Raw genomic sequence first — 15937 nt, 5'->3', positions numbered from 1 at the left:
GTAAAAGAACCTGTCATTTTACTTTAATACTTTTTACATTAATACAATTTTCTACATATTTTTTACATCGTTTGGAATCTCATAGAAAGTCGGGTGACGGTATAATTTGTCATCAGCCGGATCGAAGAAAGCTTCCTTGTCTACCCCTTCTGAAGTGACAATATATTTACTTGGAACTACCCAAACAGAGGTGCCTTCTTTTCTTCTCGTATAAACGTCTCTTGCATTTTGCAAAGCCATTTCTGCTGTTGGTGCCTGTACTATTCCAACGTGTTTGTGAGATAATCCCGGTTTAGTTTGAATAAACACTTCCCACATATCTAATTGACTCATTATCTATTTTTATTTAATAATTTAATGTGATATTGAAATTATTTTCAACATATTTTAAAATCTTCATGAAGCTTTCATATTCATCAATCCCGGGAGTGTTATTTAAATAACTTTCAGGGTTAGAATAATGAAATTCATTCTCTTTGTCATTTGATTTATATTTTACTAAAAAATCTACTCCTCCTGTAATACTGTATTCTTTTGTAAATAATCCGTATCCTTTCACATCATTATCATACACAGCCTTTGATTGGGATGTCTTATATCTGAAAAGATCTTCTTTAGGGAGATAACCAATATTCATTGATTCCAAAGTAACAAAAGCTTTTTCAAGTATATGTTTTGATTTTAGTTGGGTAACTTTTGCCGGAGTGATTCTAAATTCATCCTTACTTATGTAATAGGGTGAAAACCATTGTATCAACTCAGCATTCCAATTCTCACCTTTTCCCTGATAAATTCTGAAAATCTTTCCTCCGATTGTTATATCGGAACCTTGATAAATTATTATTTCTTTTTTATTCTCAATAGTAGAAGGAAGACCGGCAAGTTTATTTACATCCTGTCCCTTCAATACTGAAACCATAAGGAAAAATAAAGTTTGAAGTAAAACTTTCACTAATTTCTTAATTTACTTTCTCGTTTTGTTTTTCAGCAAAAGCTGCTGCAGCTTCTTTTACCCACGAATTTTCTCTTTGCGCTTTTCTCTTCGTTTCGATACGCTTTTTATTGCAGGGTCCGTTTCCTTTTAAGATTTCCATAAATTCATCCCAAGGAAGTTCTCCGAAATCATAATGTTGTCTTTCTTCATTCCATTTCAGGTCTTTATCAGGAATTGTTAATCCCAAGAATTCTGCCTGAGAAACGGTAACATCAATGAATCTCTGACGAAGACTGTCATTACTTTCTCTTTTTACTCTGTAATTCATAGAGATTTTAGAGTTTGGAGAGCTGTCATCATTAGGTCCAAACATCATCAAAGCCGGCCACCAGAAACGATTTAACGAAGCCTGTGCCATTTCTTTCTGTTGCTTTGTACCACGGCAAAGTGCCATTAGGATTTCATACCCTTGTCTTTGGTGAAAGGATTCTTCTTTACAAATTTTCACCATCGCTCTTGAATAAGGGCCATAAGAATTCCCCATCAGCATTACCTGATTCATGATGGCAGCACCATCTACCAACCATCCGATGGCACCTATGTCTGCCCAGCTCAATGTTGGGTAGTTAAATATACTTGAATACTTAGCTTTTCCCTCCAGCATATCTTCATAGGTAGCGTCTCTATCTGCTCTGATAGTTCCGTTTCCTAATGTTTCTGTTGCAGAGTATAAATATAAGCCATGTCCTGCTTCATCCTGAACTTTAGCCAAAAGAGCCATTTTTCTTCTCAATGAAGGAGCTCTCGAAATCCAGTTTGCTTCCGGCAACATCCCGACAATTTCAGAATGTGCATGCTGCGAAATCTGACGAACCAATAATTTTCTGTAATCATCGGGCATTACATCTTTTGGTTCTACTTTATTTTCGTCGTGAACGTATTGAACAAATTTTTCTAAGTCCATAATTTTTTCAATTTAGCAATGTATCAGTTTACCAATGTACCAATGATTGTTACACTGATATTTTGTTATATTGTTACATTAATTTTTTAAACATCATAATTAAGCATCACCACATTGGTTGTCGGGTGACATTGACACGTAAGAACGAAGCCTCTTGCAACCTCATCTTCGGTAAGCGCATAGTTTTTCTCCATGAAAACTTCTCCCTCCAAAACCTCTGCCTTACACGTACAACAAACTCCTCCTTTGCAAGCAAAAGGTACAGGAAGATTGTCTTTCAATGCTTTATCTAAGATACTCTCTTTTTTGGAATTAAGGTGGAACGAATATTCATCATCATCAATGATTACCGTTACCATACTTTCAATATTGGCAATTGCCTTGAATTCATCACTCATCTCCTCCGTATTTTCTTCGTCCGGAGCAGTGAAGTATTCAAATAAAACCTGAATTGCAGGTACTTTTTTATCTTTCTTCAGATAATCTGCAATCCCTTTAATCATTTCTGAAGGGCCACAGATAAAATAGGTAGCTTCTTTTACATCAATATCCGTATATCTTTCAAAAAGCTGATCTAATTTTTCTGGAGAGATTCTTCCCTCAAAAACAGGATCCTCATGTTTTTCTCTACTTACCAGGTAAACCACTTTAAGTCTTCCATTGAAATGTTCTACCAGCTTATCAATTTCAGCCTTTCTCAAAATATGGTTCATACTTCTGTTGCTGTAAAACAGATAAGCATTACTGTTAGGCTCCTGATAAAGACTTTCTTTAATATTGGATAAAACCGGAGTAATTCCGCTTCCTGCTGCCAGGCCAACATACGTTTTTACGTTTGTCGGGTGATAAGAAGTATTAAAACCGCCCATTGGAGGCATAACTTCCAGAATTTCATCCATATGAAGATGCTCATTGAAGTATCCGGATACTTTTCCACCTTCCAGCAATTTTACCAGAACTTCCAGCGTATTGCTTTTTTCGCTTGGAGCATTACAGATAGAATAAGAACGTCTTTCTTCATTTCCGTTGATCATCATTCGGAAATTCAGATACTGTCCTTGCTTGAACCTGAACTTGTCTTTCAGTTCCTCCGGAATTTCCACCGCTACACTTACGGCTTCTGAGGTATCTTTCTGAACTTTTACAGTTTTAAGTTTATAAAATGAGTTCATTATTTTTTTAGTATTCTATTAATTTTTCCACCTTCGCACTTCGGCAAACTGTCCTGGGTATGAATTTTCACTTTTGTGGTGATCCCTACCCGCTTTTTTATTTCGCTTTCTATACTTTTTCCGAAGCTTCCGACAAAATTAAAATAATCATCGGTATTTGCTTCTATTTTTTGAGCCTTTACAAGATCATCTGCAATTTCTACGTCTACATCTAGGGCTACACACATTTGTTCTTTTTCAATTGGAGTCAAATAGTAGTTAGGAACTACTCCTTTTACATGGGAAAACGCCTCTTCAATCTGGCTTGGATAGACATTTACTCCTCTTACGATCAACATATCATCTGCTCTGCCAACAATTGGTTTCATTTTTACCATTGTTCTTTTGGCATTTTCATCATAATAAAGGCTGGTAATGTCATTAGTCCAATAACGTAGAAGCGGCATGGCTTTTTTCGTTAAAGTAGTAACCACCAGAACTCCTTCTTCCCCAAAAGGTACTGGCTGATTGGTAATGGGATCCAGGATTTCAGGATAAAAATGATCTTCCCAAATGTAGGAACCTCCTTTTTCTTCAAAGTCTTCCATGGAAACCCCGGGGCCAATAATTTCACTTAAACCATAAATATTGGTTGCATGTACTCCCAATTTCTCTTCGATATGGCCTCTGATAATTTCCGTCCAAGGTTCTGAACCCAATACGGCATATTTAAGACTAATTTCATCTGCCGATATTCCTCTATTAGCAAACTCATCAGCAATAGTCAGGGCATAAGATGGTGAACAACAAATTACTTCAGGTTTAAAATCTACAATCAGATCAACCTGTCTGGCAGTCATTCCCCCGGAAATAGGAAGAACACTCATCCCGAGCATTTCTGCTCCATAATGAAGTCCTAATCCACCGGTAAAAATTCCATAGCCGTAAGCATTATGCAGCTGCATTCCCGGTCTGGCTCCTGCAGCATATAAAGATCTTGCTACCACTTCACTAAAAAGATCTACATCTTCCTTAGTATATCCTACTACCGTTGGCTTTCCGGTTGTTCCGCTTGAGCAGTGAATTCTCTGAAGTTCACTTTTTGGAACGGTGAATAAACCAAACGGATAGTTATCTCGTAGGTCCTGTTTGTAAGTAATCGGAAGTTTCGTAATATCTTCAATCGACCTTATATCGCTGGGAGATATTTCCAATTCATCAAGTTTTCTTTTATAAAACTCTGACTTCTCTCCTAGATAACCGATCAAACTGATCAACCGGTCAGATTGAAGCTGTCTCAACTGACCCAGCTCCAGATATTCAACTGAAAAATCCATAAAACTAACTAACATTTGTTAGGTGTAAATTTAAAAAGATTTTGGAAGCTGGCAAAATTTTCATGACTTTTATCATATTTTGAATGATTCTAAATAACGAAATACTAGCTAAACTGCTTTATCTTTATAAAAAGTACAATGTAAAATGTATAAATGAATTCCTTTTGCCAAAGGCTATGATCTTTGATTCCCTAATAATCCAAAAAGTATTTTCTCCCTTATTTCATCAGTAATTTCGTCTGTAGAGTCACTGCTTCTCTTGAACCAGAAATAGGAATTGTTAAGGGTATGAAGAATGAATCTCGTAGTAAATGAGGGTGACTTTAATTCCCAGTTTTCAGCTTTATAAATTTCAGAAATCAATTCTTCAACTTCCTGCTGATAATTTTTTCTTAGTTCTTCAAATTCGGGAAGTCTTTCTTCCAAATGTCTCCATTCTACAGAATAAATATGGGTTACATCACGGTTTTTAAGGACGACCGATAAATGTTTATCCAGAAATAAGTCTAATTTTTCTCTCGGAACTACATTCGTATTTTTTACTTCCTGAAGCTCATCAAAAAACTCCTGGGCAATACCAAAACACACCCACTCCAGAATTTCTTCCTTTGAACGGATATGTGCATATAGTGATGCTGCCTTGATATTAAGCTTCGTAGCCAAATCTCTTACAGAGCTTCCCATATAGCCTTTCTCTTTGAAAAGCTCTACTGCTACGTCTAATATTTTCCTTTGTTTTTCTTTAAGTTCCATCTGTAAAAATGCAAAAGTAGTTATTCTGTTAATAAAAAGTTGAAATTTAACATAGTGATTAAACAAATTCACTCATTTATAAAATTGTGTTGGGCGTTGTTTTTTTAAATCTGACTATTTGTTCATGAATTTCAGAGGAAATTTTGAATAATCGGAAATTTTGTCAAGTTAACTTTCCGTTAAAAATAGTAAATTCGGAAATTTTGTCTATTTTTTTTGTAAATTTAATAATTGAACAGTTTTTGCGATATAGTCATCGAATAAATGATTAAATAATTGATGGCATTAAGAAACTAAGCCTGAAAATTTAGTTTCTTGATGTTTTATTAAAGCTAAACTTTGAACAAACCATTACCAAAAATATATAAAATATGAACTTAAACCAATATACTGTAAAATCACAAGAAGCCATCCAGGCAGCACAACAAGTGGCCATGGAACTTGGCAACCAAAGTATTGAACCTCAACATCTCCTTGAAGGAATATTTCAGGTAGATGAAAATATATCGCCTTTCCTATTAAAGAAATCTGAAGCAGATGCCACTTTGGTAAGAGAGCGAAATCGTGAAAATTTAGAAAAGCTTCCTAAAGTACAGGGAGGAAATATTTACCTATCTCAATCTGCAAATAAGGTGCTACTGGATGCACCGAATATCGCCAAAAAAATGGGTGATGAATTTGTAACGATTGAACATTTATGGCTATCCCTTATTGAAACCAGTTCGGAAGTTTCTCAAATGTTGAAAGACATGGGAGTCACCAAAAAACTATTGGAAGGGGGAATTAAAGAATTAAGAAAAGGAAGTAAGGCTACTTCTGCAAGCTCAGAAGAAACTTATCAGTCTTTAAATAAATATGCTAAAAACTTCAATGAGTTGGCTGCTGAAGGAAAACTGGATCCTGTAATCGGGCGTGATGAAGAAATCCGAAGGGTTTTACAGATCCTTTCCAGAAGAACCAAAAACAACCCTATCCTTATTGGAGAACCTGGTGTAGGTAAAACAGCCATTGCTGAAGGGATTGCCCACAGAATTATCAGTGGCGACATTCCTGAGAACCTAATGGATAAAACTCTATACTCTTTGGATATGGGAGCTTTAATTGCCGGCGCAAAATATAAGGGTGAATTTGAAGAGCGTCTAAAGTCTGTAGTGAATGAAGTTATCAAGTCTGACGGACAGATTATTCTTTTCATTGATGAGATTCACACTCTGGTAGGTGCCGGAGGTGGTGATGGGGCAATGGATGCCGCCAATATTCTGAAACCAGCGTTAGCAAGGGGCGAATTGAGAGCTATTGGTGCCACAACCTTAAATGAGTACCAAAAGTATTTTGAAAAGGATAAAGCATTGGAAAGACGTTTCCAGAAAGTGATGGTGGAAGAACCGGATACCGAATCTGCTATTTCAATTCTTCGTGGAATCAAGGATAAATATGAGGCTCACCACAAGGTAAGAATCAAGGATGAAGCGATTATTGCTGCGGTGGAAATGTCTCAAAGATATATTTCGGACAGGTTTTTACCGGATAAAGCCATTGACCTTATTGATGAAGCTTCGGCTAAATTGAGAATGGAGATCAATTCAAAACCGGAAGAACTGGACGTTCTGGACAGAAGACTTATGCAATTGGAAATCGAATTGGCAGCGATCTCAAGAGAGGGCAACCAAACCAAAATTGATCATTTAAAAGAAGATATTTCAAAGATTTCTGAAGAGAGAAATGAGATCAATGCAAAATGGTTGAAAGAAAAGCAAAAAAGTGAAGATCTTACCCAGATCAAAAAAGATATTGAATCTCTGAAATTGGAGGCTGAAAGGGCTTCAAGAACAGGAGACTACGCCAAAGTAGCGGAAATCCAGTATGGAAAGCTTCGTGAAAAAGAGGAACAACTCGAAAAGCTTGAAATAGAAATGCAAAATCATCAGAATGAGCTTATTAAAGAAGAAGTAACTTCTGACAATATTTCTGAGGTTATTGCAAAATGGACGGGAATTCCTGTCACGAAGTTATTACAATCAGAAAGGGACAAGCTACTGAATCTGGAAGCCGAACTTCACCACAGAGTTGTAGGACAGGATGAAGCCATTGGAGCTGTAGCTGATGCTATCAGAAGAAACAGAGCCGGACTAAGTGACGATAAGAAACCTATTGGATCATTCTTATTCCTTGGAACAACTGGAGTTGGTAAAACTGAGCTTGCGAAAGCATTAGCTGAGTTCTTATTTGATGATGAAAATAATATGACCAGAATTGATATGAGTGAATATCAGGAACGTCATAGTGTTTCAAGATTGGTAGGTGCTCCTCCGGGATATGTGGGATATGATGAAGGTGGACAATTAACTGAAGCGGTAAGAAGAAGACCTTATTCGGTAGTTCTTTTGGATGAGATTGAAAAAGCCCATCCTGATGTTTTCAACACATTGCTTCAGGTTTTGGATGATGGTCGTTTAACGGATAATAAAGGTCGTGTTGTGAATTTCAAAAACTCAATCATTATCATGACTTCGAATTTAGGTTCGCATCTTATTCAGGAGAATTTTGAAAATATCACTGACGAGAATCAGGATGAGATTGTGGATAAAACGAAAGTTGAAGTCTTCGATCTTTTAAAACAAACCTTACGTCCGGAATTCTTAAACAGAATTGATGAAGTGGTATTGTTCCAACCTTTAAGAAAGAAAGAAATTGGAAAAATCGTTCAGTATCAATTGAGAGGATTCAATGATATGTTATCAAAACGTAATATCATCATGACTTTCACTCAGGATGCAGTAGATTATCTGATGGACAAAGGATATGATCCTGCTTTCGGGGCAAGACCTTTAAAAAGAGTAATCCAACAGGAAGTATTAAATAAACTGTCAAAAGAAATCCTTGCCGGAAATGTGAATGATGGTGACAGAATTACTCTGGATTACTTTGTAGAAACCGGATTGGTTTTTAGACCAACGGAACAATAAAAAATAAAGTAGTTTTTTTCATATACATTAATTTTTGTAAGTAGGTGCTGTAGATTTCTCTACAGCACTTATTTTTTTACATAATTATCCAAGTATCGTGAAATATTATTATCTTTATTTCCCAAACAAATTAATAACTAAAACAAAATCAGTATGAAAAAGTTAAAAAGAAACGAGTTGAAGAACATTGATGGCGGAATGGCTTCTGCTTTAATTATGTGTGACGAGAACTGGAACTGCCCAACCGGTCTATGCTGCACAGCAGGAATGGTTTGTAGGGATCCAAAAAAATACGGATGCATTTAAAAAATTAAGCCGGAGATTTTCTCCGGTTTTTTTATGACCCCATCATCGGTTCGTTTTCAAAAATGTAAAAATTTCATACACAATCCGTAAAAACACGGTAAAAATAACGGTATAATTCCCTATTTAATAATAGTTTTTCTTTCATATTTTTTCCGAAATTTGCAGTAATATGGATATTCCATGATAAAACTAAGTTATGAATACAGAATCTACTAACGAAAATGATCAACAAAGATCAGGAGCAATGTCTAATGCTCTGATTAAAGCTCTTATTGACAATTATCGTCAAAATCACCTTACTGCCATCAATAATGCTTTAGGAATAGAAGATGCTCATTCCATTTGGTTTGACCTTCCTAAGCTAAAAAGTTTCATTGCTTTGGTAGAACAGGAAGCAAGCAAGATAAATCCTGAATGTACGGAAGAAGATTTGGGGATCAGATTTTATTATGCCGCCTATCCAAAAGTTGAAAATTGGGACATTATGGAAAATCACCCTGTTCCTCAGGAATATTCTGAAAGACATACATTGGTGATGATTCCAACACTGAAAAAAGAAAGTGAAGAGGGAGAAAAACTGGATTATGATTTCAATTCATTAACACAACAAAACTTAGCGTTAAGCGCACGTGGTATACCGCTTTCTGATGACGATGGAGATCTTGGAGAAAACCAAGGAACCCTAACTCCTCCAGGCAACCCTAAAACACAAAAGTACTAATCTCCCTGTAAAATATTTTATACTATTAATAAACAATGACTGAGTTCCAAAAGTTTTTCTTACAATTCATGTATGTTGGGGAAGGAATTGCTGCTTTAACTTCTCTTATTTATTTTAACCGTGTAAAAAAACAATATTGGAAGTATTTGGCATTATATCTTATTGCTATTTTTTTGTGTGAATCTGCTGTAAAATGGGCTGAAAAACCTCTTCATATAGATAGAGTTAAGTTTTACAATTATTTTGTCATGCCATTACAGTTTATTTTCTTTTATTGGCTGTACGCCAAAAAATCACTAAAAAAAACAACTCTATTTTATATTTTTGCTGCCATCTATCTCTTGTCATTCATTCCCAATGCTTTATTCTTTTCAAATAACAAAGTAGTATACTCCTTTAACTATACTTTTGGATGCCTTTTTTTAATGGTACTGGTTATTATGGAATACTATAAGCAGGTAAATTCATCTGAAATTTTAAAGTTCAGCACAAACAAAATGTTTTATATCAACCTGGGAATAACACTCTTTTATATTGGAACCCTCCCATTTATGACATTCATGTCGCTTCTTTGGGAATATAGAAATATTTGGGATTTATATTTTGCTTATTTCCAGATTTCAGGAGCTGTAATGTATCTTTTATTTGCAAGTTCATTTATATGGGGAAAACAGAGCTTTTAATTACGATCATTCTTTTCAATACATTTTTTTTAATGTTTGTTGTGGCTGTAGCCATCTACATCAGAAATTACAGACAACGCAAAAAAGAGTATCTGAATGAAATTGAAATGAAAAATGAAATTCATCAAAGAGAACTTCTGGCTACCCAATTGGAGATTCAGCAGGCGACCATGCAGCAAATCGGGAGGGAGCTTCATGACAATATTGGCCAGAAACTAACCTTGGTAAGCTTATATGTTCAACAGATGCTCTATGAGAATAAAGTTCCTGAAGCCAGCGAAAGAATTGATCAGGTCTCACAGATCATCAACCAATCCCTTCAGGATCTCCGAAGCCTTTCTAAGACATTGACTGATGACAACATCAATCAAAAGGAAATTGTAACTTTGATTCAGGAAGAGGTAGACAATACCAATTCTTTAAAAAAGTGCAAGATTAATTTTGAACACAATTTTAATCAACTAGACCTGGGATTTGTTCATAAAAATGTACTTCTCAGAATCACTCAGGAATTTATTCAGAACAGTATAAAACATTCTCAATGCAAGAATATTTTTATCAGTTTAAATACTTCCGAACATATTCTTTGGGAGCTTAACATTCATGATGACGGGATCGGATTTGATACCTCCCAAACAAAATTCAATGGAATAGGTCTTACAAACATGAAAAACAGGGCAGAAATTATAGGTGCCGATTTCAAACTGGAGAGCCAGGATCATAAAGGAACGCTCCTCAATATCACTTTAAAAAAACAACCATGAAAAAATCTATTGTAATTGTTGATGATCACATCCTTATTGCCAAGGCTCTTGAAGGGATTATTGATAACTTTAATGAATTTGAGGTAATCTATGTATGTGAAAATGGAAAAGACCTGATTCAAAAATTTGAAGAGGGAAACTCAATTCCTGATATTATCCTTTTAGATATCAGCATGCCTATTATGGACGGCTTTGAAACTGCAGCATGGCTTGCCAAACACCATCCCAACATTAAGGTAATGGCGCTCAGCATGCAGGGAGACGACAACAGCGTGATTAAAATGATCAAAAACGGAGCAAAAGGATACCTTCTAAAAAACACCCATCCGAAAGATCTGGAAACAGCTCTTACAAGACTGGATACTGATGGTTTCTTTTACCCGGAATGGGCTTCAAAAATCATATTTTCCAATTTCAACAAAGATCAGGAAGCTGAAATCACAGTTAAAATATCTGATCGTGAAAAAGAATTCTTGAAATACACCGTTACGGAGCTTAGCTATAAAGAAATTGCAGACCGAATGTGCTGCAGTCCCAGAACTGTAGAGAGCTACAGGGATCAGCTTTGTGATAAGCTTGATTTAAAAACCCGTGTAGGGCTCGCAGTTTTTGCGATCAAAAACGGCTTTGCTAATTAAAGTTTTACATTAAAAAAATTCTATAAAAATTAAAATTAAATTAAATGTTTACATTTAAAAATACACTTAAATGTGAAATAAATAATTTAATTTTCGAAATTAGTTAAAATTCAATACAATCCCAATAAAACTAATTTATAATCAATAAAACCATTCATTAAATAGGAATAATTCAAATAAATTAGAAAATAATTTGCATATCAATTTTAAATAATATAATTTCACATCCTCAAACCAAAAAAAAAGATATGAAAAGATTATTATTTGGGGTCCTTGCATTGGGCTTTATGTCTGCGTGTAACAACGACAGTGTAACTAATCAAAATGAAACTTCGGCAGATAAGGAAATTGCTTCCACCTCTGCGCTAAAAAGAAATTGTCCTTCTGAAGAAATGAGACAGGAAGCTTTGGAAAAAGATCCTGCATTAAGACAAAAAGTTGCAGAAATAGATGCCAACGCTGAAAGATTTGCCAACAACATTGCACTAGGAAAAGTGCTGGCAGATGGAACAGTTGAAATTCCTGTTATTGTTAATGTAATCTACAAAACAGCTGCCCAGAATGTTTCAGATGCAAGAATTGCAGAACAAATTGCAGTACTGAATGCTGACTACAGCGGAACAAACAGTGATGTTTCAAGTATTCCTACTGAGTTTCAGGCTGTAAAAGCTGGTGATGTAAAAGTGAAATTCAGATTGGTAAATACCATCAGAAAAACTACGACCAAAACATCATGGAGCAAATCAGACAGAACAAACAACACTATGAAGAAAGCCTCTACGGGAGGAATTGATGCTACCAACCCTACCAACTACTTTAATATTTGGGTTGTGGGCAGTATGCCGGATACTCAAGGAGAAATCTTAGGGTACGCTACTTTCCCTGAGGATGCAGGTACATGGAAAGACGGTGTAGTAATCGCGGCTCCATTCTTTGGTAAAACCGGAACATCTTCTCCTTTCAACTTAGGAAGAACTGCTACCCATGAGGTAGGACATTATTTAGGTCTTAGACATATTTGGGGAGACACCACATGTGGAGATGACTTAATCGCAGATACCCCTACACAAACAACTGCTAATACAGGTAAACCAACATATCCTCTTTACAACACTTGCTATGGAGTAAAAAGATCTGTTATGTTTATGAACTATATGGATTACTCTGATGATAACTCATTATATATGTTTACTGCAGGGCAAAAAACAAAAATGCAATCTGTAACAGCTTCTTCCGGAGCAAGATCAGGATTAAGAGTTTACTAATAAATCACACCATTTAAATAATATTTAAAATCTATTCCGCATTTGGGATAGATTTTTTTTAATATTTTTACGCAATTTAAATTTAAGGACCACAAGGATGAAAAAATTGGCCCTAGCCTCGGGTATACTATTAAACTTATATAGTTACAAAGCACAGGATACTGTTCAGTCTAGAAATCTCAAGGAAGACATTGCTTTGCTTAACTCTACTATTTCAATACAAGAAAAAACTCCATTTCTAAAGAAAGAATGGGTAAAAAAATCAGTTGCCCCCACTCTACTTTTTGCGGCTGCAGCTGCAACATGGGGAGAAAAAGAAAACATTCGTGAAGTTCGTAACCGATACCTACCTGCCTTTAAGGTAAAATATGACGATTATCTTCAGTATGCTCCGGCTTTGGCGGTTTATGGATTGAAATTAGGAGGGGTGAAAGGAAGAAATAATCTGGGAAGAGCTACTTTGTCCTATGGAGCCAGTTTAGTCATCATGGGAATTCTTGTGAACTCCATTAAATATACAGCAAAAGTTGAACGGCCAGATGGCTCCAAGAATAATTCATTTCCATCCGGACATGCGGCTATGGCCTTTACCAACGCCAGCTTTCTGCACAAGGAGTATGGTATGGTAAATCCCGCTTATAGTATTGCAGGATATGGTTCAGCTACCCTTACCGGACTTGGTAGAAACCTCAACAACAGACACTGGCTGCCTGATATTCTGGCTGGAGCCGGAATCGGTATTATTTCTACAGAACTAGGATATTTCTTTATAGATAAAATATATAAAAACAAAGGTGATAATTTAAGCATGTTATCCCGAATTGAAGGGAACGATTATCCGTCTTTCCTGGCAATAAAACTGGGAACCACGTTTGGTACCACAAACTTTTTAAAAGAATCAGAGCTTGATGACAAGAAGCAAATCGGTTTTGAAGGAGGACTGGAAGGCGCTTATTTCTTTTCAAAAAAATGGGGTATAGGTGGAGATTTTAGCTTCAGCAGTTTCCCTATAAAACCAATGAAAGTAAATCTGGATGATGGAGACAGCTTCGGGGAGCATGAAATCATAACACAATCTCTGGGCTTTCTGGGAGCAGGAATAGGACCTTATTTTTCTCACGAGTTTTCAGATAAATGGCAACTGACTTTAAAGGCAACTGCAGGATACTCTGCTACGGCCAGTGGAAAAGTATTTATTAAAAGTGACAGCATTGACGGCCCCAACCACCAGCTCGAAATTGCACGATACAAACCCAAGCCTGCTTTCCGTTGGAATACCGGTGCTTCTATCACGTACAAATTTAATCCAGGGTTAGGACTTACTTTCTATACCGATTACAACGAGATTAAATCTACCATCCGTTATCGCTTTAGTGATGCCGTACAGGAGAACGAAGAACTGAACGAGGAACTGAATCATATGATAGCCAAGGAAAAAATAAATTATTTTACTCTTGGTTTAAGATTAACCGCTTATTTTTAAAAATAAAAAGCCTTCAGAGATCTGAAGGCTTTTACTTTTATAAGGTTTTACTGTTATCTCCCGGTGTATAATCCATAAAAAGATCTCCATCCAAAGATACCGATTTTACTTTTTTCTTGATAGGAACCACAAGATCAGTTAGTTTTTGATCTTTTTCCCAGACTGCTGGTGAAAAATGAAGTTTCTCTATGCTACCATCCTCATAGGTCAAAACAGCATCAAACGGAATGGCAAACCCTCCAACATTTGCAACATTCACGGTCAGCAAATCATTCATTTGTGATGCTCCGGCCACTTTTAAATCAATATAATTATTAGTATAAAACCAATTGTGGAAAAACCAATTCAGATTTTTTCCGGAACCTGTATTCATAGAATTAAAGTAATCCCAAGGGACAGGATGCTTTCCGTTCCAGTTATCCATATAATGATGCAATGCTTTTTTGAACAATTCATCACCCAGATAATCTTTCAATGCCAGATAAGATAAGGATGATTTTACGTAGGAGTTATTTCCATATCCCGACCCACTTACTTGCGTACTCATTGTAATGATGGGTTGATCCTGCTCTGCAGATGGATCGCTAATCCATTTTTTCACTCTGAAATTTTTATAAAATTCCTTTGCGGCAGCTTCACCATTTTCATCAATTCCAATTAAATACTCCAAGGTAGTAGCCCATCCCTCATCCATGAATGCATATCTAGTTTCGTTAATCCCCATATAGAAAGGGAAATAAGTATGGGCAATTTCATGATCTGCTGTAAGTCTTGCATCCTGTAAGTTATCCGGAATACTGGTATCATTAATCATCATTGGATATTCCATATCCGCATATCCTTGAATGGCAGTCATTACATTATAAGGATATTCTACACCCGGCCATTTTTTTGAAAACCAATCCAGATTATAGCGCATCCAGTCTACATACTGTTCAAAATCCTTTGCTCCGGCTTTATATCCTGATTGTACGCTAGCTCTCTTGGTTTTCAACTGAACACTGGCAGCATCCCATACATAATGATTACTCAAGGCAAAGCAAAAATCTGTAATATGATTGGCTCTGAATTTCCATACATTCCATTTATTCTGTTGGGTAACTTTCCCAGACTTCATTTCCTGTTCCGTAGCAATGCGCATTACCTTGTCACTCTTTAATGAGGCTTTATATCTTTTCAAATACTCCGGCTGAAGAACAGCTTCTGGATTTAAAAAATCTCCGGTTGCCCACACTACATAATTTTTGGGTGCCGTAATGGCAAAGCTATAGTCATTAAAGTCATTATAAAATTCCTGCCTGTCAGAATGTGGAAGCATATCCCATCCGTTGTAGTCATCATATACAGAAACTCTTGGGAAAGAATAGGCTACATAGAATGTTTCAGGATCAATCTGTCCCTCTCTTCCACTTTGTACAGAAAGGGGATATTCCCACTCGATTTTAATCTCAGCTTTTGATTTTGACTTTAAGCCTGATTTTAATTCTACTTTCTCAACAGTCCCCCAATCATCACTGTTGATATCATATTTTTCACCATTAACTGCAAATGACTTAATCTTAAGTCCTGAGGACAAAAAATCGCTGGAAACCGCTCCAGATCTTGGAGACTGTGGTTTATGCATATTGTTAACAAATCTTATGGCCAGTTCATTGAGAATATCCGGACTATTGTTTGTATAAACAATTGTTTCTTTTCCGGAAACCATCTTTGTACCGGCATCCACTTTCACTTCAACATTGTAAATTCCTTTATTCTGCCAATAGTTCTTACCTGGTGCACCAGAAATATCACGGGTCCCATTTTCATAAGCTTTTTTAATATTTCTCGGCATATACAGCTCCTGAGCGGACAACTGTAGTAACGAAACGACCATCAGCATTCCGGAAAAAATTCTCTTCATAACGACCTTTTTTAAAGATAGGTATCAAAAATAGCGAAAATGTGACACTGGGTGGTCATTTCTTTTGTA

General features: G+C 36.1%; 15 protein-coding genes. 8 read left to right on the top strand and 7 right to left on the bottom strand.

Going from position 1 to position 15937, the window contains the following annotated elements; translation table 11 throughout:
- Positions 1 to 51: 51 nt before the first annotated feature.
- From paaB to C7D53_RS19905, 6 genes are all read right to left on the bottom strand, one after another.
- Entirely contained in the window at positions 52 to 333 is a 282-nt protein-coding gene (paaB, locus tag C7D53_RS19930) for a 1,2-phenylacetyl-CoA epoxidase subunit PaaB (protein ID WP_062672207.1), read from the bottom strand.
- A gap of 13 nt (positions 334 to 346) precedes the next feature.
- On the bottom strand, positions 347 to 952 hold the full coding sequence (locus tag C7D53_RS19925; RefSeq protein WP_106918152.1) for a hypothetical protein: 606 nt from the start codon (positions 950 to 952) through the stop codon (positions 347 to 349).
- A gap of 7 nt (positions 953 to 959) precedes the next feature.
- Positions 960 to 1898, bottom strand: coding sequence for a 1,2-phenylacetyl-CoA epoxidase subunit PaaA (paaA, locus tag C7D53_RS19920; protein WP_106918151.1), 939 nt, complete (start codon positions 1896 to 1898; stop codon positions 960 to 962).
- A gap of 86 nt (positions 1899 to 1984) precedes the next feature.
- The gene (locus tag C7D53_RS19915) at positions 1985 to 3070 is read right to left on the bottom strand and encodes a 2Fe-2S iron-sulfur cluster-binding protein (RefSeq protein WP_076357318.1); all 1086 of its coding nucleotides are present in this window, start codon (positions 3068 to 3070) and stop codon (positions 1985 to 1987) included.
- The gene (locus C7D53_RS19910; RefSeq protein ID WP_106918150.1) at positions 3070 to 4386 is read right to left on the bottom strand and encodes a phenylacetate--CoA ligase family protein; all 1317 of its coding nucleotides are present in this window, start codon (positions 4384 to 4386) and stop codon (positions 3070 to 3072) included. The genes C7D53_RS19915 and C7D53_RS19910 overlap by 1 nt, the downstream gene beginning before the upstream one ends.
- A gap of 174 nt (positions 4387 to 4560) precedes the next feature.
- Positions 4561 to 5139, bottom strand: coding sequence for a TetR/AcrR family transcriptional regulator (locus C7D53_RS19905; protein ID WP_106918149.1), 579 nt, complete (start codon positions 5137 to 5139; stop codon positions 4561 to 4563).
- 371 nt (positions 5140 to 5510) lie between these two features.
- Here C7D53_RS19905 and clpB point away from each other — a divergent pair, with 371 nt between their 5' ends.
- The 8 genes from clpB to C7D53_RS19870 all read left to right on the top strand — a co-directional run bounded on the left by clpB (position 5511) and on the right by C7D53_RS19870 (position 13965).
- The gene (gene clpB, locus C7D53_RS19900; RefSeq protein WP_106918148.1) at positions 5511 to 8105 is read left to right on the top strand and encodes an ATP-dependent chaperone ClpB; all 2595 of its coding nucleotides are present in this window, start codon (positions 5511 to 5513) and stop codon (positions 8103 to 8105) included.
- 153 nt (positions 8106 to 8258) lie between these two features.
- Positions 8259 to 8411, top strand: a complete 153-nt coding sequence (locus C7D53_RS21055; protein WP_162926232.1) for a hypothetical protein — start codon at positions 8259 to 8261, stop codon at positions 8409 to 8411.
- Between the two features lie 196 nt (positions 8412 to 8607).
- Positions 8608 to 9132, top strand: coding sequence for a hypothetical protein (locus C7D53_RS19895; RefSeq protein ID WP_106918147.1), 525 nt, complete (start codon positions 8608 to 8610; stop codon positions 9130 to 9132).
- A gap of 35 nt (positions 9133 to 9167) precedes the next feature.
- Complete coding sequence (locus C7D53_RS19890; protein WP_076357328.1) at positions 9168 to 9815, top strand: hypothetical protein; 648 nt, start codon at positions 9168 to 9170, stop codon at positions 9813 to 9815.
- Complete coding sequence (locus C7D53_RS19885; protein ID WP_106918146.1) at positions 9794 to 10579, top strand: sensor histidine kinase; 786 nt, start codon at positions 9794 to 9796, stop codon at positions 10577 to 10579. Before C7D53_RS19890 ends, C7D53_RS19885 begins: the two co-directional genes overlap by 22 nt.
- Complete coding sequence (locus tag C7D53_RS19880; RefSeq protein ID WP_106918145.1) at positions 10576 to 11217, top strand: response regulator transcription factor; 642 nt, start codon at positions 10576 to 10578, stop codon at positions 11215 to 11217. Before C7D53_RS19885 ends, C7D53_RS19880 begins: the two co-directional genes overlap by 4 nt.
- Before the next feature lie 248 nt (positions 11218 to 11465).
- On the top strand, positions 11466 to 12482 hold the full coding sequence (locus tag C7D53_RS19875; protein ID WP_106918144.1) for a zinc metalloprotease: 1017 nt from the start codon (positions 11466 to 11468) through the stop codon (positions 12480 to 12482).
- 97 nt (positions 12483 to 12579) lie between these two features.
- The gene (locus C7D53_RS19870) at positions 12580 to 13965 is read left to right on the top strand and encodes a phosphatase PAP2 family protein (RefSeq protein ID WP_106918143.1); all 1386 of its coding nucleotides are present in this window, start codon (positions 12580 to 12582) and stop codon (positions 13963 to 13965) included.
- 37 nt (positions 13966 to 14002) lie between these two features.
- Here the strand turns inward: C7D53_RS19870 and C7D53_RS19865 are convergent, their stop codons facing one another.
- Positions 14003 to 15868, bottom strand: a complete 1866-nt coding sequence (locus C7D53_RS19865; protein WP_106918142.1) for a M1 family metallopeptidase — start codon at positions 15866 to 15868, stop codon at positions 14003 to 14005.
- Positions 15869 to 15937: the final 69 nt, after the last annotated feature.

Source organism: Chryseobacterium aurantiacum, assembly GCF_003020585.1.
Classification (GTDB): Bacteria; Bacteroidota; Bacteroidia; order Flavobacteriales; family Weeksellaceae; genus Chryseobacterium; species Chryseobacterium aurantiacum.
The sequence above is the reverse complement of the archived record's forward strand: the minus strand, read 5'-3'. Positions and strand labels throughout refer to the sequence as shown.